General features: G+C 66.5%; 21 protein-coding genes. 10 read left to right on the top strand and 11 right to left on the bottom strand.

The genetic code is table 11. The annotated features are described in order from the left end of the window. Positions 1 to 26 precede the first annotated feature (26 nt). Positions 27 to 1,220 (bottom strand): MFS transporter, encoded by a 1,194-nt coding sequence (locus tag O0880_RS01480; protein WP_289884679.1) that lies wholly within the window; start codon positions 1,218 to 1,220, stop codon positions 27 to 29. Positions 1,221 to 1,342: 122 nt separating this feature from the next. Between O0880_RS01480 and O0880_RS01475 the strand changes: the two genes are divergently transcribed. Next, complete coding sequence (locus O0880_RS01475) at positions 1,343 to 1,864, top strand: MarR family transcriptional regulator (protein WP_289884678.1); 522 nt, start codon at positions 1,343 to 1,345, stop codon at positions 1,862 to 1,864. Between the two features lie 6 nt (positions 1,865 to 1,870). Here the strand turns inward: O0880_RS01475 and O0880_RS01470 are convergent, their stop codons facing one another. Further along, positions 1,871 to 2,440, bottom strand: a complete 570-nt coding sequence (locus O0880_RS01470; RefSeq protein ID WP_289884677.1) for a hypothetical protein — start codon at positions 2,438 to 2,440, stop codon at positions 1,871 to 1,873. 112 nt (positions 2,441 to 2,552) lie between these two features. On the opposite strand from O0880_RS01470, the gene thiL reads away from it, so the two are divergent. After that, on the top strand, positions 2,553 to 3,533 hold the full coding sequence (gene thiL, locus O0880_RS01465) for a thiamine-phosphate kinase (protein WP_289884676.1): 981 nt from the start codon (positions 2,553 to 2,555) through the stop codon (positions 3,531 to 3,533). Between the two features lie 18 nt (positions 3,534 to 3,551). On the opposite strand, the gene O0880_RS01460 is transcribed toward thiL, so the two are convergent. Genes O0880_RS01460 through O0880_RS01450 form a run of 3 tightly spaced genes read right to left on the bottom strand, consistent with a single transcriptional unit; the run spans position 3,552 to position 8,775 of the window. Then, the gene (locus tag O0880_RS01460) at positions 3,552 to 6,128 is read right to left on the bottom strand and encodes an EAL domain-containing protein (RefSeq protein ID WP_071321871.1); all 2,577 of its coding nucleotides are present in this window, start codon (positions 6,126 to 6,128) and stop codon (positions 3,552 to 3,554) included. Further along, entirely contained in the window at positions 6,125 to 8,155 is a 2,031-nt protein-coding gene (locus O0880_RS01455; RefSeq protein ID WP_289884674.1) for an ATP-binding protein, read from the bottom strand. Before O0880_RS01455 ends, O0880_RS01460 begins: the two co-directional genes overlap by 4 nt. A gap of 2 nt (positions 8,156 to 8,157) precedes the next feature. Beyond that, a complete protein-coding gene (locus tag O0880_RS01450; RefSeq protein ID WP_289884672.1) occupies positions 8,158 to 8,775 on the bottom strand; it encodes a YfiR family protein in 618 nt (205 codons plus the stop codon). 258 nt (positions 8,776 to 9,033) lie between these two features. Between O0880_RS01450 and O0880_RS01445 the strand changes: the two genes are divergently transcribed. Beyond that, a complete protein-coding gene (locus O0880_RS01445) occupies positions 9,034 to 9,516 on the top strand; it encodes a CinA family protein (protein ID WP_289884671.1) in 483 nt (160 codons plus the stop codon). A 22-nt stretch (positions 9,517 to 9,538) separates the two neighbouring features. Here O0880_RS01445 and O0880_RS01440 read toward each other — a convergent pair whose 3' ends face one another. Further along, entirely contained in the window at positions 9,539 to 11,308 is a 1,770-nt protein-coding gene (locus O0880_RS01440; protein ID WP_289884670.1) for a GGDEF domain-containing protein, read from the bottom strand. A gap of 212 nt (positions 11,309 to 11,520) precedes the next feature. Between O0880_RS01440 and O0880_RS01435 the strand changes: the two genes are divergently transcribed. The 3 genes from O0880_RS01435 (at position 11,521) to O0880_RS01425 (ending at position 15,505) form a co-directional block, all read left to right on the top strand. Next, positions 11,521 to 12,249 (top strand): hypothetical protein, encoded by a 729-nt coding sequence (locus O0880_RS01435; protein ID WP_071321867.1) that lies wholly within the window; start codon positions 11,521 to 11,523, stop codon positions 12,247 to 12,249. Then, on the top strand, positions 12,249 to 12,605 hold the full coding sequence (locus tag O0880_RS01430) for a hypothetical protein (RefSeq protein ID WP_289884668.1): 357 nt from the start codon (positions 12,249 to 12,251) through the stop codon (positions 12,603 to 12,605). Before O0880_RS01435 ends, O0880_RS01430 begins: the two co-directional genes overlap by 1 nt. Before the next feature lie 86 nt (positions 12,606 to 12,691). Continuing rightward, complete coding sequence (locus O0880_RS01425; protein WP_289884667.1) at positions 12,692 to 15,505, top strand: pitrilysin family protein; 2,814 nt, start codon at positions 12,692 to 12,694, stop codon at positions 15,503 to 15,505. A 6-nt stretch (positions 15,506 to 15,511) separates the two neighbouring features. Here O0880_RS01425 and O0880_RS01420 read toward each other — a convergent pair whose 3' ends face one another. Together O0880_RS01420 and O0880_RS01415 are read right to left on the bottom strand one after the other, a co-directional pair. Then, positions 15,512 to 15,913, bottom strand: a complete 402-nt coding sequence (locus O0880_RS01420; protein WP_071321864.1) for a DUF2809 domain-containing protein — start codon at positions 15,911 to 15,913, stop codon at positions 15,512 to 15,514. A 116-nt stretch (positions 15,914 to 16,029) separates the two neighbouring features. Continuing rightward, positions 16,030 to 16,941: a LysR family transcriptional regulator gene (locus tag O0880_RS01415; protein WP_289884666.1), complete on the bottom strand. Its 912-nt coding sequence runs from the start codon at positions 16,939 to 16,941 to the stop codon at positions 16,030 to 16,032. A gap of 97 nt (positions 16,942 to 17,038) precedes the next feature. Here O0880_RS01415 and O0880_RS01410 point away from each other — a divergent pair, with 97 nt between their 5' ends. Beyond that, positions 17,039 to 18,355: an SGNH/GDSL hydrolase family protein gene (locus O0880_RS01410; RefSeq protein WP_289884665.1), complete on the top strand. Its 1,317-nt coding sequence runs from the start codon at positions 17,039 to 17,041 to the stop codon at positions 18,353 to 18,355. Here the strand turns inward: O0880_RS01410 and cysK are convergent. Next, positions 18,316 to 19,248 (bottom strand): cysteine synthase A, encoded by a 933-nt coding sequence (gene cysK, locus O0880_RS01405; RefSeq protein WP_289884664.1) that lies wholly within the window; start codon positions 19,246 to 19,248, stop codon positions 18,316 to 18,318. The two genes, O0880_RS01410 and cysK, sit on opposite strands and share 40 nt — an antisense overlap. A gap of 84 nt (positions 19,249 to 19,332) precedes the next feature. Continuing rightward, the gene (locus tag O0880_RS01400; protein ID WP_071321860.1) at positions 19,333 to 19,797 is read right to left on the bottom strand and encodes an FKBP-type peptidyl-prolyl cis-trans isomerase; all 465 of its coding nucleotides are present in this window, start codon (positions 19,795 to 19,797) and stop codon (positions 19,333 to 19,335) included. Positions 19,798 to 19,882: 85 nt separating this feature from the next. Here O0880_RS01400 and thpR point away from each other — a divergent pair, with 85 nt between their 5' ends. Further along, positions 19,883 to 20,410 (top strand): RNA 2',3'-cyclic phosphodiesterase, encoded by a 528-nt coding sequence (gene thpR, locus O0880_RS01395; RefSeq protein WP_289884662.1) that lies wholly within the window; start codon positions 19,883 to 19,885, stop codon positions 20,408 to 20,410. On the opposite strand, the gene tcdA is transcribed toward thpR, so the two are convergent. Beyond that, a complete protein-coding gene (gene tcdA / locus O0880_RS01390) occupies positions 20,407 to 21,249 on the bottom strand; it encodes a tRNA cyclic N6-threonylcarbamoyladenosine(37) synthase TcdA (RefSeq protein ID WP_071321858.1) in 843 nt (280 codons plus the stop codon). The two genes, thpR and tcdA, sit on opposite strands and share 4 nt — an antisense overlap. Before the next feature lie 112 nt (positions 21,250 to 21,361). Between tcdA and pdxH the strand changes: the two genes are divergently transcribed. Both pdxH and O0880_RS01380 read left to right on the top strand, forming a co-directional pair. Next, the gene (gene pdxH, locus O0880_RS01385) at positions 21,362 to 22,579 is read left to right on the top strand and encodes a pyridoxamine 5'-phosphate oxidase (protein WP_289884658.1); all 1,218 of its coding nucleotides are present in this window, start codon (positions 21,362 to 21,364) and stop codon (positions 22,577 to 22,579) included. 111 nt (positions 22,580 to 22,690) lie between these two features. After that, the gene (locus O0880_RS01380) at positions 22,691 to 23,932 is read left to right on the top strand and encodes a cyclopropane-fatty-acyl-phospholipid synthase family protein (RefSeq protein WP_289884657.1); all 1,242 of its coding nucleotides are present in this window, start codon (positions 22,691 to 22,693) and stop codon (positions 23,930 to 23,932) included. Positions 23,933 to 23,951 lie beyond the last annotated feature (19 nt).

Below are 23,951 nucleotides of genomic sequence, written 5' to 3'. Positions count from 1 at the left end.
GCTTTCTGGCAAGGAAAGCCGACAGCCTACGCGATTTTCCGTGCCGGCGACGCCAGCCGCGCGCCTGGCGCGAAGCGCACCGCAATCAGCAGCAGCAGCACGACGCCGGCCGCCATCACCATCCACGCCTGGGCCAGGCTGGACGAATGCTGGCGGATCAGGCCGGCAATGAAGGGCATGCTGCTGGCGATGATGTAGCCGCCGCCCTGCACGAAGCCCAGCAGGGCGCCGGCGCCGGCCGGGTCCGCCACATGGTCCATGCTGACGATCAGCGACAGCGGGAACAGGGCGCCGATGCCGCAGCCCAGCAGGATCACGGCGGGCAGCGCCAGTTGCCGTGGCGCCAGGATCAGGCACGCCAGGCCGCCCAGCACGGCCAGCAAGACGCACAGCAGCAGCAATCGGCGGTCGGGGAAGCGGTTGATGACGCTGGAGACGGCCAGCCCCGCCAGCACTTCCACCAGGGTCAGGGCGCCCAGCAGCAGGCCGCTGTCGGCCGCGCTCCAGCCCAGTTCCGTGTAGAACGGCGGCAGCCAGGCCAACACCAGCGTGTAGGCGCCCGTGCCGATGCCGAAGAACACCATCAGCAGCCAGGCGCGGGGGCTGCCCACGGGCAGGCCGGTGCCGGCGCCGCTGGCCACGTCCACGCGCGAAGCCGCGGCACGGCGCCACAGCAGCGCGGCGGCGGCGGCAGGCAAGGCCCACAGGGCCAGCAGCACGGGCCAGCCCAGCGACTGCGCCAGCGGCGAGGCGGACGCGGCGGCAATGGCCGCGCCGCCCATGATGCCCGTCGTATAGAAACCCATCAACTGCCCGGCCCGCGCAGGAAAGTGGCGCTTGATGAAGGCGGGCAGCAAGGCTTGCACCAGCGCGATGCCCAGGCCGCCCAGCGCCGCCGTGGCCAGCAAGCCGCCGCTGCCGTGCAGGGGCCAGCGCAGCGCGCAGGCGATGGCGATGATGGCGATGCCGAGCGTAATGCCGCGCGCCACGCCCAGGCGGCGCTGCAGCTGCGCGCCCGCCAGCGCACACACGCCCATGGCGAACACGGGCACGGTGGTCAGCAGGCCCGCGTCGGCATTGCCGAGGCCCGTGCTGGCCTGGATGCTGTCCAGCAGGGGGCCGATGACGGCCAGGATGGGGCGCAGGTTCAGGCCCAGCAGGATGATGGCGGCCACCAGCAGGGCGGACGAGGGAGAGGATACGGGGCGTTCGGATGGCATGGGGATAGTCCTTGCCTCGCTGGGAGGCACATGGTTTAATGCGTCATATAAATAACTCGATGAAAAGTATCTTAACATAAAGATAGAAATATATCTTGATGTCGAGATAAATGGATAACGCCATGACAGATACCCCGCAAGAACACCGGCGCGCCCAGTTTGCCGCCGCGCAATGGCAGCGCGAACTGCCGCAGATGGATACGCGCGCCATGCAGCTGGTGGGCCAGCTGGGCACGGTGGCGCAACTGATGGCGCGCGACTGGCTCAACCCGCTGTTCGCCGAACACGGCTTGCAGCCCGGTGAATTCGACGTGCTGGCCACCCTGCGCCGCTCGGGCGCGCCGCATGCGCTGACGCCGACGGCCCTGTACGAGGCGGCCATGCTGTCCTCGGGCGGCATGACCAACCGCATCGACCGCCTGGAAGCGGCGGGCCTGATCGAACGGCAGAAGCACCCGAGCGACCGGCGCGGCGTGCTGGTGGCCTTGACGCCGAGGGGATGGGCATTGATTGAACGACTGGTGCTGCTGCACGTGGACAACGAGCGTGCCATGCTGGCGTCCCTCAGCGAGGACGAGCAGCGCCAGCTCGACCAGTTGCTGGCCAAGCTGCTGCAGGGCATGGCCCAGGCGAAGAAAGGTTAGGAAAAGTCAGGAAAGCAGCTGCGCCAGCTCGCGCAGCGCCGCATGGCCGCGCCGTGCCTGGCGCTGCAATTCTTCCGGCGCACAGTGTTCATACAGGGCCTGGACGTGGCCCTCGCTGGCGGCGCGCAGGTCGAGCTCGCCCGCACCGGGATCGGGCAACTGCCCTTCGACAAGGGTCAGGAAATAATGGCGCTGCACGCCGCGCAGGTTGGCCGCGAACTGCAGCACCAGGCCGCAGTCGAACAGCAGCGCACCGCTGCGCGCCCCTGCCTCCAGCAGCAGGCGATACGGCGGCAAGGGCCGCCGCGCCGCGCGCAGCACGCTGGCCAGGCGCACCTGATAACCGAGTTCCAGTCCATTCGCGTGCAAGCGGCCGCCTTGCAGATACACCTTGAACGATGCTTGCACGGCCCGGCTGGCGCAGCGGAACCAGCGCTCATCCTCATACAGGCACAACTGGCCGCCATCGCACAGCTCGTAAAACCCGCGCGCCCGCAGTTCCGGCGCCGTGAACGTGGCCAGGCCGACGGCCTGCGGCTCGCGCAGCCAGCCATCGTCAAGATAGGATTGCATCACGGCGTGGATATCGTGGAAGGGCATAGGGGCATATCGGCAGTGGCAAGGGCCCGTATTGTAGGCCAGCCTATAATAGCCGGGCCACACCTCCACTCAACTTGCCCACTACGCCATGGCCCCACACGACGCGCTTTCCGAATTCGACCTGATCAAACAGTATTTCGTGCGCCCGCGCCCCGGCCGCGCCACCCTCGGCATCGGCGACGATTGCGCGCTGCTCACGCCCGGTGCCGGCAAGCAGATCGCCATCTCGTCGGACATGCTGGTCGAGGACCGGCATTTCTTTGCCGGCGCCGGCGCCCGCATGCTCGGGCATAAGAGCCTGGCCGTGAACCTGTCGGACCTGGCCGCCATGGGCGCGCGTCCCGTGGCGTTCACGCTGGCCCTGGCGCTGCCGCAGGCGGAACGGGCCTGGCTGGCCGGCTTTGCCGACGGCCTGTTCGCGCTGGCCGACGCCTTTGGCTGCGAACTGATCGGCGGCGACACCACCAAGGGTCCCCTGAATATCTGCATCACCGTGTTCGGCGAACTGGCGCCGGGCCAGGCCCTGCGCCGCAGCGCGGCCGTGGCCGGCGACGATATCTGGGTCAGCGGCACCCTCGGCGACGCGCGCCTGGCGCTGGCCGGCTATCGCATGGAGCAGCCGCTGGCGCCCGCCGACCTGGCCACGGCGGCCGCGCGCATGCACACGCCGACGCCGCGCGTGGCGCTCGGCTGCGGCCTGGCCGAAGCGGGCCTCGCGCATGCGGCCATCGATATTTCGGACGGCCTGGTGGGCGACCTGGGCCACATATTGAAGGCGTCGCGCGTGGGCGCCACGCTCGACGTCGACGCCCTGCCGGCCGGCCCCATCCTGGCGCAGCAAGCCACAGCCCTGCGTCGCCGCTACACGGCCGCCGGCGGCGACGACTATGAACTGTGCTTCACGGCGCCGGCCGCCTCGCGCGACGCCATCGCCGCGCTGGCGCTGCGCTGCGGCACGCCGGCCACGCGCGTGGGCCGCATCGACGCCGAAGCGGGCTTGCGCCTGGTCGATGCCTCGGGCATGCCGCTCGACCTGCAGTTGTCGTCGTTCGACCACTTCAGCGACTGACTTTCCGCTGGCTTTTCGCTAGCGCACCGCCACGCGCGCCAGGCCCGGCTGGTTCACCATCCAGTAATGCTGGAAGGCCAGGCGGATGTTGTCGCGCAGCTGGGTGTCATCCCACGGTTTCGTATAAAAACGGTAGATGGCGCCCCGGTTGATGGAGTCGAGCACGGCTTCCAGGCCAGTGTAGCCGGACAGGATGATGCGGATGGTTTCCGGGTACAGCTCCTTGACCTTGCTGAGGAACTCCGTGCCGCTCATGCTGGGCATGCGCTGGTCGCAGACGATCACGTGCACGCGGTGCAGGGCCAGCATCTCGAAACCCTCGGCCGGCGTGCTGGCCGTGAGAATCTGGTAGCCCTCGGGGCGGAACAGGCGGTGCAGCGACGACAGCACGTTGACGTCGTCGTCGACGATGAGCAGGGTCTGCGCCGGCTGGGCGGCCGGGTCGTGGCCCGGCGGCAGGCCGGCGCCGGCGACGATCATCTGCCCCAGTTCCAGCGCCGGCAGGGCGCGGCTGAAATAAAAACCCTGGATCTCGTCGCAGCGGTTGCGCCGCAGGTATTCGAGCTGCGGGCGCGACTCCACGCCCTCGGCCACCACGCTCAGTTTCAGGCTGTGCGCCATGCTGATGATGGCCAGCGCGATGGCCGCGTCGTTCGGGTTGCTGGTGATGTTGCGCACGAAGGCGATGTCGATCTTCAGCTTGTCGATGGGGAAGCGCTGCAGGTACGCCAGGCTCGAATAGCCGGTGCCGAAGTCGTCGATGGCCACCTTCACGCCGATCTTCTTCAGTTTCCCCAGCACGACGATGGTGCGCTCGGCGTTCGACATCAGCGCCGTTTCCGTCAGCTCCAGCTCCAGCAGTTCGGGCGCCACGCCGTGCTGCGCCAGCGCGTGCGTCACTTCGCCTTCCAGGTCGCCCTCGGCGAACTGGCGGCTCGAGACATTCACGGCCACGTGCACGGGCCCCACTTCGCTGTCGCGCCACTCGGCGATCTGGCGGCAGGCGGCGTGGATCACCCAGGCGCCGACGCGCACGATCAGGCCCGTGTCTTCCAGCACCGGCACGAATTCGGCCGGCGCCACCAGGCCGTAGCCGGGGCGGCGCCAGCGCAGCAGCGCCTCGACGCCACTGATGCGCCCCGTGCGCAAGTCCACCTTCGGCTGGTAGTACAGGATGAACTGTTCATGTTCGAGCGCGTGGCGCAGCGCCAGTTCCAGGTCCAGGCGCGCCAGCACCTGCACGTTCATGCCGGCCGTGAAGAAGCGGTAGCCGTCGCGGCCCGCCTGCTTGGCGCCGCCCATGGCCGTATTCGCGTACTTGATCAGGGTTTCCGGGTCGGTGGCGTCGTCCGGATACATGGCGATGCCGATGCTGGCCGTCAGGGTCGCCGCGTGGCCATGCAGGTCGAACGGCGCGCGCAGCGCTTCGCGCACCTGGTTGGCCACCGCCACCGCCTCCTGCTGGTTGCGGCTCATGGTCAGGATCAGCGCGAATTCGTCATTGCCCAGGCGTCCCACCGTGTCGCGCAGGCGCACGCATTCGACCAGGCGGTTGCTGAACTGGCGCAGCAACTCGTCGCCCAGCGCCGCGCCCAGGGTATCGTTGATGCTTTTGAAACGGTCGAGCGCGATGAACAGCACGACGATGCGCCAGCTTTTTTCCTGCGCCAGTTCGACGGCCTGGGCCAGCGTCTGGTAGAACAGGCTGCGGTTCGGCAATCCCGTCAAACCGTCGTAATGGGCCAGGTGCTTCAGGCGTTCCTGGGCCTGGCGCCGCTCGCTGATGTCGCGCGCCACGGCGATCAGCAGCAGGCCGCCCGTGGCGGGCGCGCCGGCCACGGGCGCCTGCGCATACCAGTGCCAGCCCAGCTCCACGGGCACCAGGCTCAGGTCGCGCCGTACCAGTTCGCACTCGGTCACGTCCGTGGCCAGGTGGGCCGAGCCGCCGTGCAGCGCGGCCAGCGGCGCCGGCGGCGGCGACGGCAGCAGGGCGCCCGGCGACAGCGACAGCAGCTCGGCGCGCGTGTAGCCGAGCAGCCGGCAGGCGCCATCGTTGGCGTCGACGAGGGTCATGCCCAGCACGTCGACGAGGAAGATGGCGTCCGTGGTGGCGTCCATGGCGCCGCGAAAGCGCTGCAGTTCCGCCGTGCGCTGGCCCACCGTGCGCTCGAGCAGCGCATTGTAGTGGCGCGCGGCGCGGTGCAGCAGCCGCACTTCGAGCATGTTGCGGATGCGCGTGAGCACTTCGAGCGCGTCGAAGGGCTTGCTGATGAAGTCGCGCGCGCCCGCCTCCAGCGCGGCAAGCTTGGCGTCCGGATCGGCGGCGATCACCAGCACGGGCAGGTAGCCTTCCAGTTCCAGCGGGCGCAGCGCATCCATCACGGCATAGCCGCTCATGCCCGGCATCACCAGGTCGAGAATGATCAGGTCATACTGGTGGCGCTGGTGCAGGCTGGCCACGGCGCGCGCATCAAGCGTGCTCGACAGTGCCGTGTAGCCGCCGCTTTGCAGCAGGTGCTCGAGCAGGCGCAGGTTGACTTCCTGGTCATCGACGATGAGGATTTTCGCGCCATAGATATCGGCCTGGCTGATCATGGCGCCCCCGTTCCCTTCTGCTGGCGCTGCTGCGCCACATAGGCCAGGGTGCTGTTGATGGCCTCGGTGAATTCCTCGAGGTTGATCGGCTTGGTCAGGTAGCGGTAGAAGCCAAGCGCCATATTGCGTTCGACGTCGCCCGGCATGGCGTTGGCCGTCAGCGCGATGACGGGGATGTGCGCCGTGCGCGGGTCGGCGCGCAGCAGTTTCAGCGCTTCCGTGCCGCTCACGTTGGGCAGGTTGATATCCATCAAGATCAGTTGCGGCAAATGCGTGCGCGCCATTTCCACGCCCAGCCGTCCATCGGGCGCCGTCAGCAGCCGCAATTGCGGGCAATAGCGGACGATTTCCTCGACCAGGGTCAGGTTGGCGGGGTTGTCTTCCACGTACAGCAGGGTGACGGGGGCGCTGTTGTCGAGCAGCGCGCCGGCCAGGTCCGGCAGCGGCAAGCCGGCCGGCGCGGGGCTGGGCAAGCTCTCGACGGCGCGCAGCTCGATCCAGAAGGTGCTGCCGACACCGGGTTCGCTGCTCACGCCGATGCTGCCGTCCATCAATTCCACGAGGCGCTTGGTGACCACCAGGCCGATGCCGCTGCCCTCTTCCGTGCCGCCTTCCTGGCCCAGGCGGTTGAACGGCTGGAACAGCAGCGCCACTTGCTCGCTGTCGAGTCCCACGCCCGTGTCGCGCACGCTGATGCGCGCCAGCCCGCCCGGCTGCGGCGTGCACTCGATGCGCACCGCGCCCTGCGCGCGGTTGTACTTGAGCGCGTTCGACAGCAGATTCAATAAGATCTGCTTCAAACGCGTGCGGTCGGCCAGCACGTTCAGCGGACAGGCGTCGGGAAAGGTCATGCCGATGCCGCGCTGGCTGGCCAGCGGCGCGATCATGTCGCGGCATTCCTGCAAGATGGCGTGCAGGGCCACCGGTTCCAGCGACAGGCTGACCGTGCCCGATTCGACCTTCGCCAGGTCGAGGATTTCATTAATCAATGTCAACAGATGCCGGCCCGACTTCAGGATATGGCCGGCAAATTCCTTCTTTTGCGCCAGGGTCGACGGCAGGCGGTCGGAGCTGAGGATTTGCGCGAAGCCGAGGATGGCATTCAGGGGGGTGCGCAATTCATGGCTCATCGACGACAAAAAGGCCGACTTGGCATAGTTGGCGCTGCGCGCCTCTTCCATCGCCATGGCCAGCTCGCCATTCGTCATTTCCAGCTGCACCGTGCGCTCGTGCACGCGCACTTCCAGTTCCTGGTTCAGGCGCATGACTTCCTGCTGCGCCTGGGCGCGCTGCTCGCCCTCGCGCGCCAGCTCGCCGTTCGAGCGCTCCAGCGCGCGCGTGCGGTGCTCGATCTCGGCCAGCATCTTGTTGAAGGAATCGACCAGCTGCGCCACCTCGTCGGCGCTGAGCTTGCGCGCGCGGCGCGAATAGTCGCCCGTCTCGATCACTTCGCGCGCCACGTCGGCGATATCGAGGATGGGCTGCGTGATCACGTGGTCGAGGCGGCGCAGCAGCAGCAAGGCCACCAGCAGCGCCAGCACCGTCACGCTCAGGGCGATGGCCAGGTAATCGACCGTGCGGCCCGCCAATTCATAATCGGCGCGCAGGTAGACCGTACCCAGCAATTCGCCATTGTCGACGATGGGCTTGAACAATTCCACCGACTTGCCCTGGATGCTGACGCCCTCGCCGCCGACATGGGCCGGCAGCGGCCCCGTTTTCTGATTCGCGCGGTAGCTGGCAAACAGGCTGCCGTCGGCCTTGTACAGGGCGCCGGCCGTCACGCGCGGGCGGATGCGCATCAAATTGAGGTTTTCCAGCGCCAGCCGTTCATCGTCGAAGGCCAGCGCGGCCGAACTCATGTGTCCCAGCAGCTGGGCCTGGGTACTGATATCGGCCACCAGGTTGCGGTGATAGGCGCGCAAGTCGTAGACGACGATGGTGCCCAGCGAGATGACGAGCGCCACCAGGGTGGTCAGCAAGACCACCGACATCAGCTTGTGGCGTATGGAGCGCAGCCGTATCATGGTCAGGCGCCCCCCGTCTGCACGCGGTAGGCCGCCAGCAGCATGCGCGCGCTGATGCGGATATGCGCCTGCGCCACGGGCTTCAGGGCCACGTCGAAGCGCACCTTGTCGTCGGCCATCACAAAATTGATCATGCTGCCCATCGCATAGACCTCATCCGAATCGGACACCGTCAGCAGCGCCAGGCCGCGACTGGCCGCCAGCATTTCCTGCAGCACCGCCTTCTCCAGCGCTCCCAGGTACAGCACGTGCAGCCCGGCCAGCGCTTCGCCGCGGCGCACTTTTTTCACCTGCACGGTGCGCCCGTTGACGCTATGTCCGGCCACGCTCTGTTCCAGCTGCTCGGCCAGCCCGTCGGCGCCGGCCACGCCGATCACCAGCGGCGCATCGGGCCGCGCGAAGCTGCCTTCCGGCCACTCGACAAAGCCGGCAAACTTGTACAGGTAGGCGGCCTTCACCTGGCGCTCCAGCTCGCCCGGCACCTGGGCCCGCACGCCGGCGCACAACACGCCCAGCAACAGCAATAGCCAGCCCCAGCGGATGGTGCTGCGGCGAGCGCCACGCAAGGGGCTACGCAGGGGGCCAGCATGCTGCCGCCAGGTCCAGTTCAGAAGTGCCATGACAACCGAGTAAAGATAATGCATTCGAAGGCGCGGCGCCAGGCCGCGTCCCAGTGGGGCGATGCGAACCGATGTGGTACAGCAGCAGACTGCCTGCCGGCCCGTATTGGTAGCAAATGTATAAAAGAGTGTACGCATTTTCGCTGGTAGCGGGGAAAGTTTCTTCTACCGCGCGCCATGCTACAGTCATGCCATGACGTTGGCCGCGCAAAACGGCGGCCAGCGCAGCGCCCCTCTTCATGCATGCAGGAAACACTCATGGACAACGATCTCATCTCCCTCTCCACCGCGGTAGGCCAGGCCCTGCATGCCAGACGCTGGCTGCTCGCCACGGCCGAATCGTGCACGGGCGGCGGCGTGGCGCAAGCCGTCACCGACATCGGCGGCTCGAGCGCCTGGTTCGAGCGCGGCTTCGTCACCTATTCGAACGCGGCCAAGACCGGCATGCTGGGCGTGCCGGCCGCCCTGATCGCCGAGCACGGCGCCGTCAGCGAAGCCGTGGCCGCCGCCATGGCGCAAGGCAGCCTGGCCCACAGCCCGGCCCAGGTGGCCGTGTCGACCACCGGCATCGCCGGCCCCACGGGCGGCGTGCCCGGCAAGCCCGTGGGCACCGTCTGTTTCGGCTGGGCGCGGGATGGCCGCGTGCATACCGAGCGCCTGGTCTTCGCGGGCGACCGCCAGGCCGTGCGCGAGCAGGCCGTCGTCCATGCCCTGCAGGGACTGCTGCGCTTCCTCGCTTGACCTTCTGGCGTATGGATCGGGTTCAATCCGTGCCGGCGATGCAGGCGCGGTCGCGGCCCGCCTGTTTCGCCGCGTACAGGGCGCTGTCGGCGCGCATCAGCAATTCGTGGCGGCCCGCGCCATGGCGCGGATACTCGGCGATGCCGGCCGAAAAGGTGCAGCCCGTCAAGCTGTGCGGCGCCTGGCGGATCAGCAGCTGGCGGTAGCGCGCGGCGATATCGTCGATCTTGTGCGCCGCGATCGCGCTGTCGGCTTCGCGCAACAGCAGGCAGAATTCCTCGCCGCCATAGCGGCACAGCATGTCGCTGCCGCGCAGCTGGCTCTCCACCAGGCGCGCGAACTGGATCAGCACCTCGTCGCCAAAATTGTGCCCGTACGTATCGTTGACGCGCTTGAAAAAGTCCAGGTCGATGATGGCGATGGCCACGGGCGCATCCGCATCGGCTTCGTGCAGGATGGCGTTCAGGCAAGTTTCGAAATGGCGGCGGTTGTACAGGCCCGTCAGGTGGTCGCGCATGGCCTGCTCCTTCAGGCTGTCCTGCAGCGAGTTAACATGCATGATCTGGTGCGCCAGCTCGCGGTTCAGGTGCTCGAGCTTGACGTTTTCCGTCTCGCGCGCGGCCTGCAGCTCGAGCGCCTTGTCGCGCTCGGCCTTCAGGTTGCGCATTTCCTTTTCCAGGTTGCGCATCAGGATGCGCGAGGCGCGCGCCGATTTGCTGCTGGCCTCGAACGCGGCCTGGTATTGCTGCAGGAAACCATATGCGGCCTGCCATTCGCCCAGCTGGGCATTGATATCGGACAAACCACGCAAGATCTGTTGCTGGTGAAACGGATTGCGCGTCCAGCTCAGCAGGCTGTGCGCCTGCGTCAGCGACGCCAGCGCCTGCGCCGTCTGGCCCGCATGCAGGTCGAGCTTGCCGCGCACGAGCCAGGCGTGCATCTGCTCTTCCAGGTCCTGCCCCCGCCGCGCATATTCTTCCGCCCGCAGCAGCAGTTGCAGCGCGCTGGCCGGCTGCTGCAGCAGGATGGCGGCATGGGCGGCGATGCAGAACAGGAAGGCGCGGATGGCCAGGTCCTCTTCCGGCCACTCATAAAACGGTTCGACCAGCGCCAGCGCCTCGGCCGGCTTGCCCGTGGCCAGCAAACACATGGCCAGGTTGGCCGAGACGATGGTTTGCTGGTACTTGAGCTTTTGCGTGCCGATGATGTCGAGCGCCTCGACCAGCAGGGGGATGGCGTCTTCGTCGTTGCCCAGGTCGTGCTGCGACGAGGCCAGGTTCGACAGGCTGTTGACGCGGTGCGCGGGGCTGCCGAAGCGCTCGGCGATGTCGAGCGCCAGCAGGAAGTTGCGCGGCCCGTCCTGCGTGTCGCCACGGTTCAGGGCATCGACGCCGAGGCGCGCGTACAGCATGAACTTATGCAGCGAATCGGGAATCTGCGCCGCCTGGCCGCGCGCCCGCAGGAAATGCTGCTCGGCATCGGCAAAGTCGCCGCGCCGGCTCGCATACGCGCCCCGCAGGGCGGCCACTTCCATGCCCCCTTCCAGGTCGCACGTCTGCTGGAAATAGTCGCACAGGCGCTCGCACGACGGTTCGGCCTCGCCCGCGTAATACGCCAGCCAGCAGTGATTCAGTTCCGCGTAGGCGCTGCCGCGCGCATACTGCTGGCGCTGCGCCGCCGCCAGCGCCATGTGCGCCAGCCGCCGCGCCTGGCGCCGGTTGCCGACAAGGCAGGACAGGGCCTGCTGATTGAGGCGGTCAATGTCGGCTTTATCGAGACTGGATATCGGCACTGCATCCTCGTACACACGCTGGGGTGAATTTTTCACGCAAAACTTGCTCTACATCAATGGTATCCTGATTAACATCATAACCAGATTCGCTCTTCCCCATGGCATATTTGCAAAGGATTGTGGTAAAAATGCCAGTTGCAGTCTGGCCGGGAGCAATCGCCGCTGTCACGGATCTTTGGTAGTCACTGACGCAACAACTTGGAGTAGTCGCAATGCAAAACACGGTACATTTCATCCTGCAGGGCAAGGGTGGCATCGGCAAGACCCTGGTCTCGACCCTGCTGGCGCAATGGATAGGCGGCAAGGACGGCACGCCCCTGCGCTGCTATGACACCGACCAGGAAAACGCCACCTTTTCGCGCTACAAGGCGATGAACGTCAAGCACGTGCCCGTGATGACGGACGCGCGCAATATCGACCCGAAGCGCTTCGACGCGCTGATGATCGATATCCTGGAAGAGGATGGCAACTGCGTGGTCGACAATGGCGCCAACACCTTTTCGCCGCTGATGGGCTATCTGCTGGAAAACGATTGCTTCTCGCTGCTGGAAGAGTCGGGCCGCAAGGTGTACATCCACACCATCGTCGGCGGCGGCGACACCCTGCACGACACGGCGACGGGCTTTGTCGCCACGGCGCAATCGACGAAGGTGCCGCTGGTGCTGTGGCAAAACGAACACTTCGGCCTGCTGCAATCGGCATCGGGCAAGCAGTTTGTCGAATCGCAGTCGTACGCCGACAACCGCGCGCGTGTCAAAGGCAGCATCACCTTGAGCCAGCGCAATCCCGACACCTTCGGCGCCGACGTCAAGAAGATGAACACGGCGCGCCTGACGATGCAGGAAGTGCTGCAGAACGACAAGTTCAACATCATGGAAAAGCAGCGCATCAAGGTCGTCTACCGCGACATTTTCGAACAACTCGACAAGGTGCAATGGTAGTGGACCAGCATAAACTGCGCACGCACGTATTCGACAAGACGGGCATCAGGATCGACGTCGACGACCCGATATTCGCCCTCGTGGCGCTGAACGAAGCGGTGCTGGCGGACACCGTCGAACGCCAGCTGGTCCTGCTGGACGCGGCCACGCAGGCGCTGGCGGCGCAGGCGCGCGCCACGGGCGGCTTGCCAGCAGAGCCGGCGGCGGCCCTGTCCCGGCCTGTGCCGGAAGTGCCAGCGCCGGCCGGGCCGGCCGGCTTCACGCCGCGCGAATGGCGCCTGCTGGCCGCCGCCGCCATCGTCTCCGTCGCCTGCGCCCTGCTGGTGCTGGGCGGGGCGGCGCTGCTGTTTAAATAAATGTATCATCGGCAACACCTGCGGCAGCCACGGCGCCAGCCGCCAGGCTATCGCAGCATCCTTCCCACCCTCTTCTGGAAGCACGCATGAAACCGATCAAACTGCTGGCCATTCCCGCCCTGATGCTGTCGCTGTACGGCGCTCCCCTGGGCCTCGCCCACGCCGCCGATGCGGCCGCCACCACGGGCGCGACGGCCGTGCCGCATATCGCCTACGAAAAATACACCTTGCCGAACGGCCTAGACGTGATTCTCGTGGAAGACCATAAATTGCCCGTCACGGCCGTCAATATCTGGTACCACGTGGGTCCGGCGAATGAAGCGCCGGGCTTGACGGGCTTTGCGCACTTGTTCGAACACATGATGTTTGCCGCCACCAAGCACGTGCCGCGCGGCATGGCCGACCAGTTGCTGGAAGGGGCGGGCGCCACCGATTCAAATGGCAGCACGGATTTCGACCGCACCAATTATTTCGACACGGTGCCGTCGAACCAGCTGGAACTGGCCCTGTGGGCCCATTCCGACCGCATGGGCTACCTGCTGGACGTGCTCGACCAGACGGCCCTGACGAACCAGCAGGACGTGGTGCGCAACGAACGCCGCCAGAGCGTGGAAAACGCGCCGTACGGCATCGTGCAGGAAGCGCTGTACCACCAGCTGTTCCCCAAGAACCATCCGTATTACGCCAGCGTCATCGGCTCGCACGCGGATATCCAGAACGCCAAGCTGGCCGACATCAAGGAATTCTTCACCAACTACTATGGCCCCAACAACGCCAGCCTGGTGATCGTGGGCGATATCGACAAGGCGAAGACCAAGGAACTGGTCAACAAGTACTTCGGCAGTTTCAAGAGCGGCCCGGCCGTGCCGAAACCCGCTGTCGTGACGCCGCCCATCACGCAGGAGCGCCGCCTGGTGGTGCAGGACCGGGTCGAGCTGCCACGCGTCTTCATGGCCTGGCTGACGCCGTCCGCCTACGCCAAGGATGACGCGGAACTGACGATGGCCGCGCAAATCCTCGCCGGCGGCAAGTCCAGCCGCCTGTACAAATCGCTCGTGTACGACAAGCAGATCGCGCAGGACGTGGGCGCCAGCCAGAGTTCGAACGCCCTCACCTCGATCTTCAGCGTGGACGTGACGGCGCGCCCCGGCCACCAGCCCGAGGAAATCGAGCAGGCGTTAAATGCCGAACTGGAACAATTGCGCGCCAGCGGTCCCACCGAGAAGGAACTGGAGCGGGCCCGCAACGGCATCGAGACGGGCATGCTGAGCCAGGTGGAAAAGGTCGGCGGCAATGCCAACCTGATGAACCAGTACAACCAGTACCTGGGCGACCCCGGCTACCTGGGCAAGGATATCGAACGCTACCGCAAGGTGACGGTGGCCGACGTGCAGCGCGCCGTCGACACCTACCTGAAGAACCAGGCCCGCGTGGTCGTGTATGGCGTGCCGGGCACGCCCGACCTGGGCGCGGAAGTGCCGACGCCGGCGCCGGGCAAGGTCAAGCCGGCGCCAGGCACGGCCATCAATGCGGACGAGCCGTGGCGCAACAAGGTGCCGGCCGCCGGCCCCGCGCCCAAGATTGTGCTGCCGCAAGCCAAGTCCTTCACCCTGGCAAACGGCCTGACCGTGATCCACAACTACAATCCGGCCGTGCCGCTGGTATCGAGCCAGCTGGTGGTGAAAAGCGGTTCGGGCGCCAATCCGCTGGCGCAGCCGGGCTTGTCGAGCTTTACGGCGCAAATGCTGCAAGAAGGCACGGCCACGCGCAGCGCGCCGCAAATCGCCGATGACGTGGCGCAGCTGGGTGCCTTCCTCGGCACCGGTTCCGGCGCCGACGCCTCGTTCGCCCAGCTGACTTCCCTGAAAGCCACGTTCCCGCAGGCGCTCGACGTGCTGGCCGACGTGGTGCAGCACCCGCAATTCCCGCAGGCGGAAGTGGAACGCCAGCGCGCCAGCCGCATCGGCGAACTGGCGCAGCAGCGCGAAAACGCGGGCGCCGTCGCGGCCCGCGTGGAGGCGGCGGCCCTGTACGGCCCGAAACATCCATACGGCTACATCCAGCTGGGCACGGAAGCGGCGCTGAAGGCGGCCAGCCGCGCCGACCTGCAAGGCTACTGGCAGCAGCACTACCTGCCCAACAATGCGGCCCTGATCGTCTCGGGCGACATCGGCGAAGCGGAATTGAAGGCGCTGGCCGAAGCCAAGTTCGGCAGCTGGAAGGCGGGCACGGTGGCGCCGTCCGTGACGGCGGCGCCGCAAACGGCGAAGGCCAGGCTGATCCTCGTCGACAAGCCGGGCGCGCCGCAAACGGCCGTGCGCCTGTCGACCATCGCCGTGGCCCGCGCGACGCCCGATTATGCGCCGCTGCAAGTGATGAACGCGGCGCTGGGCGGCTTGTTTACGAGCCGGCTAAGCAATAACCTGCGCGAAGAGAAGGGCTATACGTATGGCGTGCGTTCGCAATTCCAGTACCGCCGCCAGCCGGGACCGTTCTCGATCGCCGCCGGCGTGCGCACCGACGTGACGGGTCCGGCCGTGTCGGAAACCTTCAAGGAAATCCGCGCCATGATCGCCAGGCCGCTGACGGCCAAGGAATTGTCGAATGCGCGCAATTCGCAGGTGCTGTCGCTGCCGGGCCAGTTCGAGACGAATGCCAGCATCAGCGCCAGCATGGCCAACACCTACATCTACGACCTGGGCATCGACTATTACGCCACCTTGCCGCAGCGCTTTGCCAGCGTGACGGACAAACAGGTGCAGCAGGTGGCGCAGAAATACCTGCAGCCGGAAAAGCTGATCGTCATCGGCGTGGGCGACAAGGCGAAGATCGCGCCGCAATTGTCCAAGCTGAAACTGGCGCCCGTGGAAGTGCGCGACGCGGAGGGTAAGGTCAAGTAAGCGGGCTTAGCGGCGCCGGAACAGGACAGCCTTGTCCACCAGCGCCGCCAGCGCCACGCCCGCCGTGTAGGCGACCAGGTCGACCCAGCCGAAGTGGGAACCGAGCACCAGGTGCCCCAGCGGATGGGCGCGGATGTCGCTGATCCACGGCGCCTGGTACAGCTGGCCGCATTCGACGGCAAAGCAGATCAGCAGCGATACCAGCGCCAGTTGCCACGTGCGCATCCGCGTGGCGAAGGCGCCCAGCGCGAAGACCACCATCATGGCCCACAAGGCGTCGCCCGGGTACTTGCCCAGCGCCTCAGGAACGAATTGGGGAAAGGCGCGCGAGGCCAGGCCCAGCGCGATGACAGCCACGGTTGCGCCCACCTGCAGCAGGCGGCGGCGTTCAGGTTTTACCAGGAACATATTTCCATTCAAAGACACAATACGGGCCGAACCATTGCGGCCCCGTTGTGTCCGGTATTGTACTGCGCCTGCCCTGCCCGCCTGGCGTCTATTTCGTCAGGGCAAGTTCAGCCTGGTCACGCTCCATCCAGCCGCACCTGCTCCGCCAGGAAATCGAGCAAGGCGCGCACGCGCAGCGGCAGGTGGCCGCCCTGCCCCACATACACGGCATGCACTTCCTCGCTGTCGCCCGGATTGAACTCTTCCAGCACGGCCTGCAAACGGCCGGCCGCGATATCGTCGCGCACCTGGAAGGCAGCCAGACGCGCCAGCCCCAGTCCCGCCAGCGCCAGTTGCCGCAGGGCTTCGCCATCGCTGGCCTGCGCATTGCCGGTGGCGGGCACGACGATGTCGCCGCCGGCCTGGCGCAGCGGCCAGCCGGACTTCGCCCGCGCATAGTTGGCGTCCAGCAAGTTGTGCGCCGCCAGGTCGGCCGGTGCCCGCGGCGTGCCGCGCCGCGCCAGGTACGCTGGCGCCGCCACGATCCGCATCTGCGTCTGGCCCAGCTTGCGCGCCATCAAGTTCGAGCTTTTCAGGGGGCCAGCCCGCACGGCCACGTCCGTGCGCTGTTCGAGGATATCGACAACGGCATCGGTGAGCACGATGTCGAGCGTCAGCTGCGGATAGCGTTCGAGGAACAAAGGTGCCAGCGGCAGCAGGAAATGCTGGCCGAACGGCACATTCGCGTTGACGCGCACCTTGCCGCGCGGCGTGCTCTGGATGCCGGCGCAGCGCTCGGCCTCGTCGAGGGCCGCCAGCACGCGCACGCCCCGCTCATACAGGCCGCAGCCTTCGGCCGTCAGCTGCAGCTGGCGCGTGGAACGGTTCAGCAGGCGGGCGCCGAGGCGCTGCTCCAGCCGCGACACCAGCTTGCTGACGGCCGACGGCGTCATGCCGCAGGCGCGCGCGGCGGCCGAAAAGCCGCCCAGTTCGATCACCCGCACAAATACTTCCAGCTCGCCGGAGCGATTGACGTCGCTTCTGCCCATTGTGAATTCAGCTCATAAATGTTCTTCGTTAACACAGTCTAGTGCATAAATGGCGGGAGCGGCATCATGGCGCATCCCCTTGATGGAGCACGACACCATGAAACCATTGCATGCCCTCCCCGCCACCGCCCTGCTGGCCCTGGCCCTGAACACCGTCGCCGCCCACGCGGCCGACGCCCACGCCGGTCCCCGTCCCGACGCCGGCTGGCTGGCCAGCTGGACGGCCAGTCCGCAAGCCGTGTGGGGACCGGACTTCCTCTTCCCCAGCAACGTGCCCGCCGTGCTGCACGGCCACACCGTGCGCCAGGTGGCGCGCGTGAGCGTGGGCGGCCGGCGCGTGCGCCTCGTGCTGTCGAATGCGTATGGCAAGGCGCCGCTGCGCATCGGCGCGGCCACGCTGGCGCTGGCGGCCAGCGGCCCGGCCATCCGTCCGGACAGCCTGCGCACGCTCACCTTTGCCGGCCGGTCTGCAGCCACCATCGCGCCCGGCGCCCCCCTCGTCAGCGATCCCGTCGATCTGGCCGTGCCGGACCTGGCGCGGCTGACGGTGAGCATCCACCTGCCGCAGGCCAGCCCCGTGTCGACCTTTCACTGGGATGGCCGCGAGACGGCGTGGCTCGCGCCGCATGACCAGACGCGCGCGGCCCACATCGACATCGCCCAGGCCGGCGTGCAGAGCACGACGGCGCGCCTGCTGCTCAGTGCCATTGAGGTGGAAGCGGCGCCAGGCGCGCAAGCCGTGGCCATCCTCGGCGATTCGATCACCGATGGCGCCAGCGCCAGCCTGGGCGGCGATGCGCGCTGGCCCGACGTGCTGGCCGAACGCCTGGCGCTGCAGGGCGTGGCCGTGCTCAATGCGGGTATTTCCGGTGGGAGATTGTTGTCCGACGGCATGGGCGAGAATGCGCTGGCCCGAGTCGAGCGCGACGTGCTGGCGCAGCCGGGCGTGCGCACGGTCATCGTCCTGATCGGCATCAATGACATCAGCTGGCCCGGCACGGCGTTCGCGCGGCAGGAACGGCGTCCCACGCTGGAAGCATTAACGGCCGGCTATGCCCAGCTGCTGGCGCAGGCGCGCGGCCGCGGCGTGCGCGTGATCGGCGCCACCCTGACGCCGTTCGAGGGCGCCCTGCCCGGCACGCCGCTCAGCGATTATTACCAGCCGGAAAAAGACGCGCTGCGCCAGCAACTGAACGCCTGGATACGCGACAGCGGCAGTTTCGATGCCGTACTGGACTTCGATGCCTGGCTGCGCGATCCGGCCCACCGGCAGCGCCTGCTGCCCGCCTACGACTCGGGCGACCACCTGCACCCGGGCGACGCGGGCAACCGGGCGCTGGCGGAAGGAATAGCCCTGCCGCTGCTGTTTAAAGATCAGTCGCCCAATCCCGCGTACAGGGCCGTGCTCAGGTAGCGCTCGCCGAACGAGGGGATGATGGTGACGATGGTCTTGCCCGCATTTTCCGGACGGCGCGCCACTTGCAGCGCGGCCCACAGGGCGGCGCCCGACGAGATACCGACCAGCAAGCCTTCGTCGCTGGCGGCCAGGCGCGCCGTGGCGAACGCATCGTCGTTTTTCACGCAAATGATTTCATCGTAGATGGCCGTGTTCAGGATCTGCGGCACGAAACCGGCGCCGATGCCCTGGATCGGGTGCGGGCCTTTCGTGCCTTTCGACAGCATCGGCGACGCTTCCGGTTCCACGGCGATCACGTGCAGGCCAGGCTTGCGCTCCTTCAGCACTTCGCCGATGCCGGTGATGGTGCCGCCCGTGCCCACGCCGGCCACGACGATGTCCACCTGGCCATCCGTGTCGCGCCAGATTTCCTCGGCCGTCGTGGCGCGGTGAATGGCGGGATTGGCCGGATTATTGAATTGTTGCAACATCAGATAGCGGGGATCGGCCGCCACCAGCTCTTCGGCCTTGCGGATGGCGCCCAGCATGCCTTCGCTGCCGGGCGTGAGCACCAGCTCGGCACCGTAGGCGCGCAGCAGGATGCGCCGCTCGCGGCTCATGGTGTCGGGCATGACGAGGGTGCAGCGGTAGCCGCGCGCGGCGCAGACCATGGCCAGCGCGATGCCCGTGTTGCCGCTGGTGGGCTCGACGATGACGGTATCGGCATGGATCTTGCCCGCGCTTTCCGCCGCCACGATCATGGACAGGCCGATGCGGTCCTTGACGCTGTGGGCGGGATTGTAGAATTCGAGTTTGGCCAGGATGCTGGCATGGCAGCCGGCGGCGATGCGGTTGATGCGCACCAGGGGGGTGTTGCCGATCAGTTCAGTGACGTCGTTGGCGATGTTCATGGAAGGAATCTCCGCTATTTCAAGAAACCCCAGTCTACCGCTTTTGGCGACGGCGCGAGCATGCGCCGCCGCCAAAGTGAACAATTACTTAACGTCCAGCAATTCCACGTCGAAGATCAGTGCCGAGTTCGGCGGGATCTCGCCATTGCCGGCGCCGCGCGGGCCATAGGCCAGTTCGCCAGGAATGACCAGGGTGCGCTTGCCGCCCACTTTCATGCCGGCCACGCCCTGGTCCCAGCCCTTGATGACCATGCCCTTGCCCAGCGGGAAGTCAAACGGACCACGGCCCACGGAGCTGTCGAATTTCTTGCCGCGCGAATCTTTCGCCAGCGGACGGTACAGCCAGCCCGTGTAGTGCACGGATACGGTATTGCCGGCAATCGCTTCCTTGCCCGTGCCGACTTTGTTGTCGATGATGATCAGCTTGTCGGCGGCAGGGCCGGGGCTCAGCGATACGGCGGAGGCGGGAACAGGTGCTGGCGCCTGTGCCTGCGCCAGCGACGCGGCGACGGAGCAGATCAGGGCAAACAAAACGGAGCTACGCGTCATGATGTATTCTTTCATTGAGTTTCGGTGAGATCCCTGCACCAGCTGCGGACAGGGAACGCCAATGATAGCAAACCGCCGCAACGATATGAAAAACTTGTCGCCCGATTCACAGTTTCCCCGCCTGTTTTACGCGCTGTGGCCCGATGCCGCCACGCGCGCGGCGCTGGCCGCCTGGCAGGCGCCGCTGGGGGGCAAGCCCGTGCGTGCCGACAAATTGCACCTGACCCTGGCCTTCCTGGGACAGCGCCCCGCCGGCGAGCTGCCGGCCCTGCAAACCATCCTGGCGCAATTGCCGGCGCGCCCCATGCCGCTGGGATTCGATCACGTCAGCCACTTTCCCCGCCTGGCCCTCGCCTGGGCCGCCCTGGCGCAGCCGTCGCCTGCCTTGCTGGCCCTGCGCGCGGCCTGCATGCACAGCCTGGCGGAACAGGGACTGGCGCCGCGCTTCGAGCACGACCGCTTTACGCCGCACGTGACCCTGGCGCGCCAGGCGCCGCCGCCGGCCGCATACGCGCTGGCGCCCATCGCCTGGCAGGCAAGCGAACTGGTGCTGGTGGAATCGCTGAAAAGCAGCGGCGACTACCGCATCGTGGGACGCCGGGAATTAAGTTAAGCGGCCTCTGGCACGGCAGCCAGTGTGTCCTGGCGCAAGGTTTTCAGCGCATGGGCGGCCGCCACCATGCCGAAGCTGGCCGTCACGACCACGCTGGAACCGAAGCCGGCGCAGTTCAGGCCCGTCACGCCGGCGGCCGTGCCGTCGATGGCGCACGCTTCCGCACTCTCGGGCGTCGTCAACGGTTCCATGGAAAACACGGCGTCGACATTGAACTTGTTTTTCACGCCACGGGGGAAACCATATTCGGTGCGCAACAGCTTGCGTACGCGCTTGAGCAGCGGCTCCTGTTCCGTTTTCGACAGGTCGCGCACGGCGATCAGGGTCGGGTCCGTCTGACCGCCGGCGCTGCCGATGGTCAGCATGGGAATGTTGCGCGCGCGGCAATACGCGATCACGGCCGCCTTCGCCTTGGCATTGTCGATGGCGTCGATCAGGTAATCGAAGTCGCGCCCGCCCAGCAATTGCTCGAGGTTATCGGGCGCAATGAAATCCTCGATCTGCGTGACCTGGCAACATGGGTTGATCAACTCGATGCGCTCGGCCAGGGCCGTGATCTTGGCCTTGCCGATGGTGTCGCTCATGGCCTGGATCTGCCGGTTGATGTTCGATTCGGCAACATTGTCGAGGTCGATCAGGGTCAGGCGGCCGATGGCGCTGCGCGCCAGCGCTTCGACGATCCAGGAACCGACGCCGCCCACGCCGATCACACACACATGGGCGGCGCGAAAGCGCGCCAGTGCGGGGGCGCCATACAGGCGGGCGATGCCGCCGAAACGGCGCTCGAAATCGATCTCGGTCAAGTCCATGGAAATTAGTTCGTTGGTGGAGGTATGCATGCCGCCATTTTAACGGACACTGCGCTGGCGGATATTCTAAAATAGCCGAATTGACACAGCGACAAGGCCCGATTGTCGCCGCGCCCCCACACCGCCACCACGAGAACTCGCCATGACCTCTCCCCTGTTCGACTCCGTTCCCGGCTTTGACCAGCCCATCGCCGTACTCAAGCATTGCCACGACAAGATCCGCAAGCAACTGAGCACCCTGCAAAACCTGCCGGGCCACCTGGCACAGCATGGCAATACGGCGGAGGCGCAGCAGGCGGCCAGGGCCGTGTTGCAATACTTCAATAAAGCCGCCCATCTGCACCATGACGATGAAGAGCAAGACCTGATGCCGATGCTGCAAGCGACCGCCACGGGCGACGACGCCGCGCTGCTGGCCACCCTGGTGCCGGACATCCTGGCCGACCACCAGCGCATGGACCAGGCCTGGCTGGCCTTGCGCCCGGCGCTCGACGCCATCGCGGCCGGCACGGGCACGCAGCTGTCCGCCGCCGGCGTGCACGATTACGCGGCCGCCTACCAGGCGCACATGAGCAAGGAAGAGGGCCAGCTGGCGCCCATGGCCAAGCGCCTGTTCAGCGCGCAGCAGATGGAACAGCTGGGCACGGCCATGCAGCGCCGCCGCGGCATCGCACCCGACGCCCCCGCGGCAGCGGCGCCGCCGGCACGGCCCGGGCCAAGCGCCGCCCTGACCGCCATGCGCACCGATTATGTCCAGTCCAGCCTGAGCGAGACGGACGTGCTGGCCGACCCCATCGCGCAATTCCAGAAATGGTTTGACGAAGCCGTCCAGGCCCAGGTGATCGAGCCGAATGCCATGGACTTGGCCACCGTCAATGCTGACGGCAAGCCCAGCTCGCGCATCGTGCTGATCAAGCAGTTCGACGAGCGCGGCTTTACCTGGTACACGAATTACGCCAGCGACAAGGGCCAGCAGCTCGAGCACAACCCGCATGCGGCCCTGCTGTTCTTCTGGCGCGAGCTGGAGCGCCAGGTGCGCATCGAAGGCACGGTGGTGAAAACCTCGGCCGCCGAAAGCGACGAGTATTTCAATGTGCGCCCACTGCAAAGCCGCTTGTCGGCCATCGCCTCGCAACAGAGCGCGCCGATCGCCGACCGCGCCGCGCTGGAAGCGAATTACGCAGCCGTGGCCGCCGCCATCGGCGAGGCGCAGCCGCCACGTCCGGCCCACTGGGGCGGCTACCGCTTGCAGCCGAAACGCATCGAGTTCTGGCAAGGCCGCCGCTCGCGCTTCCACGACCGCATCGTGTTTACGCGCGGCGCCGACGGACAATGGAGCTTGCAACGATTACAACCCTGAGCGCGCCGTAAAGCAGGCTCGACAATATAGGTGTAGGCTATGAGGGATAGAGGTTAAGTAACATTGTTGCTCAATTTGCGGCCGCCAGCGGCCGCTTCATTGGAGGCCATTTTGTTTGTACAAAACCAACTCAAGTCCTGGATTGCCGGTATCCGCAGCAAGACCGCCTTGCCCCTGCGCATAGAATTGTGGAACGGCCAGCATGTCGACCTGTCGAGCGAAGCGCCCAGAGTCACCATCCGCCTGCCAACAGCCGCCTCGGCCCGCTATCTGCTCAATCCATCGCTGGCCAACCTCGGTTCGGCCTATGTGGAAGGCAATATCGAGGTCAAGGGCACGGCCATGGACATGATCGCCATCTGCAACGCGCTGGCGCGCAACACGCTCAAGCCCGAAGGCAAGCTGGCCCGCATCGTGCGCAGCTTTACGCATGACAAGAGCAAGGATGCCGAGGCCATCCGCTATCACTACGACGTGTCGAATGCGTTCTACGAACAGTTTCTCGACCCCGCCCTCGTGTATTCCTGCGCCTACTTTGAAAACGGCGATGAAACCCTGGCCCAGGCGCAGGTCAAGAAGATCGACCATATCCTGAAGAAAATCCAGCTGCAGCCGGGCCAGACCCTGCTCGACATCGGCTGCGGCTGGGGCGCGCTGGTCATCCGTGCCGCACAGCAATACGGCGCCCGTTGCGTCGGCGTGACCCTGTCGGAAAACCAGTATGCGCTGGCGCGCGAGCGCGTGGCGGCGGCCGGCCTGACGCACCTGGTCGAGATCCGCCTGCAGGACTACCGCGACGTGACGGGCCAGTTCGACCGCATCACCAGCGTGGGCATGTTCGAGCACGTGGGCCTGAAACACTTGCCCGACTATTTTTCCATCATCAACAAACTGCTGGCGCCCGACGGCATGGCGATGAACCACGGCATCACCTCGACCGACCCGGACAATGGCGAAACGCCGTATGGCGGCGGCGAATTCATCGAGAAATATGTGTTTCCGCACGGCGAACTGGCGCACATCGGCAATGTGCTCAAGACCATGCAGCAGGGGGGGCTGGAAGTGCTGGACGTGGAAAACCTGCGCCGCCACTATGCGCGCACCTGCGCCCTGTGGACGGAAAATTTCGAAGCCCACGCCGAGCAGATCCGTCCCCTGGCGGGCGAGCGGCGCTTCCGCATCTGGCACGTCTACCTGGCCGGCTGCGCATATGCCTTCGAGCAAGACCTGATCAGCCTGTACCAGATCGTCTGCGTGAAGGCGGGCCGGCGTTCCTCGACCCTGCCGTGGTCGCGCAATTACATGTATGAGGCGGCGCACCTGCCGGCACCAGCGCCCGTGCTGGCGGGCTGAGCAGCCAGCCAGCGGCCCG

This window comes from Janthinobacterium sp. SUN118 (genome assembly GCF_030397695.1).
Taxonomy (GTDB): Bacteria; Pseudomonadota; Gammaproteobacteria; order Burkholderiales; family Burkholderiaceae_D; genus Janthinobacterium.
This window is presented reverse-complemented; position numbering and strand designations above follow the sequence as displayed.

Bases quoted from the DNA above. Each gene is read 5' to 3' on its own strand.
- O0880_RS01480 (WP_289884679.1), bottom strand. From the start codon at position 1,220: ATGCCATCCGAACGCCCCGTATCCTCTCCCTCGTCCGCCCTGCTGGTG.
- O0880_RS01475 (WP_289884678.1), top strand. From the start codon at position 1,343: ATGACAGATACCCCGCAAGAACACCGGCGCGCCCAGTTTGCCGCCGCG.
- thiL (WP_289884676.1), top strand. From the start codon at position 2,553: ATGGCCCCACACGACGCGCTTTCCGAATTCGACCTGATCAAACAGTAT.
- O0880_RS01460 (WP_071321871.1), bottom strand. From the start codon at position 6,128: ATGATCAGCCAGGCCGATATCTATGGCGCGAAAATCCTCATCGTCGAT.
- O0880_RS01455 (WP_289884674.1), bottom strand. From the start codon at position 8,155: ATGATACGGCTGCGCTCCATACGCCACAAGCTGATGTCGGTGGTCTTG.
- O0880_RS01450 (WP_289884672.1), bottom strand. From the start codon at position 8,775: ATGGCACTTCTGAACTGGACCTGGCGGCAGCATGCTGGCCCCCTGCGT.
- O0880_RS01445 (WP_289884671.1), top strand. From the start codon at position 9,034: ATGGACAACGATCTCATCTCCCTCTCCACCGCGGTAGGCCAGGCCCTG.
- O0880_RS01435 (WP_071321867.1), top strand. From the start codon at position 11,521: ATGCAAAACACGGTACATTTCATCCTGCAGGGCAAGGGTGGCATCGGC.
- O0880_RS01425 (WP_289884667.1), top strand. From the start codon at position 12,692: ATGAAACCGATCAAACTGCTGGCCATTCCCGCCCTGATGCTGTCGCTG.
- O0880_RS01420 (WP_071321864.1), bottom strand. From the start codon at position 15,913: ATGTTCCTGGTAAAACCTGAACGCCGCCGCCTGCTGCAGGTGGGCGCA.
- O0880_RS01415 (WP_289884666.1), bottom strand. From the start codon at position 16,941: ATGGGCAGAAGCGACGTCAATCGCTCCGGCGAGCTGGAAGTATTTGTG.
- O0880_RS01410 (WP_289884665.1), top strand. From the start codon at position 17,039: ATGAAACCATTGCATGCCCTCCCCGCCACCGCCCTGCTGGCCCTGGCC.
- cysK (WP_289884664.1), bottom strand. From the start codon at position 19,248: ATGAACATCGCCAACGACGTCACTGAACTGATCGGCAACACCCCCCTG.
- O0880_RS01400 (WP_071321860.1), bottom strand. From the start codon at position 19,797: ATGACGCGTAGCTCCGTTTTGTTTGCCCTGATCTGCTCCGTCGCCGCG.
- thpR (WP_289884662.1), top strand. From the start codon at position 19,883: ATGAAAAACTTGTCGCCCGATTCACAGTTTCCCCGCCTGTTTTACGCG.
- tcdA (WP_071321858.1), bottom strand. From the start codon at position 21,249: ATGCATACCTCCACCAACGAACTAATTTCCATGGACTTGACCGAGATC.
- pdxH (WP_289884658.1), top strand. From the start codon at position 21,362: ATGACCTCTCCCCTGTTCGACTCCGTTCCCGGCTTTGACCAGCCCATC.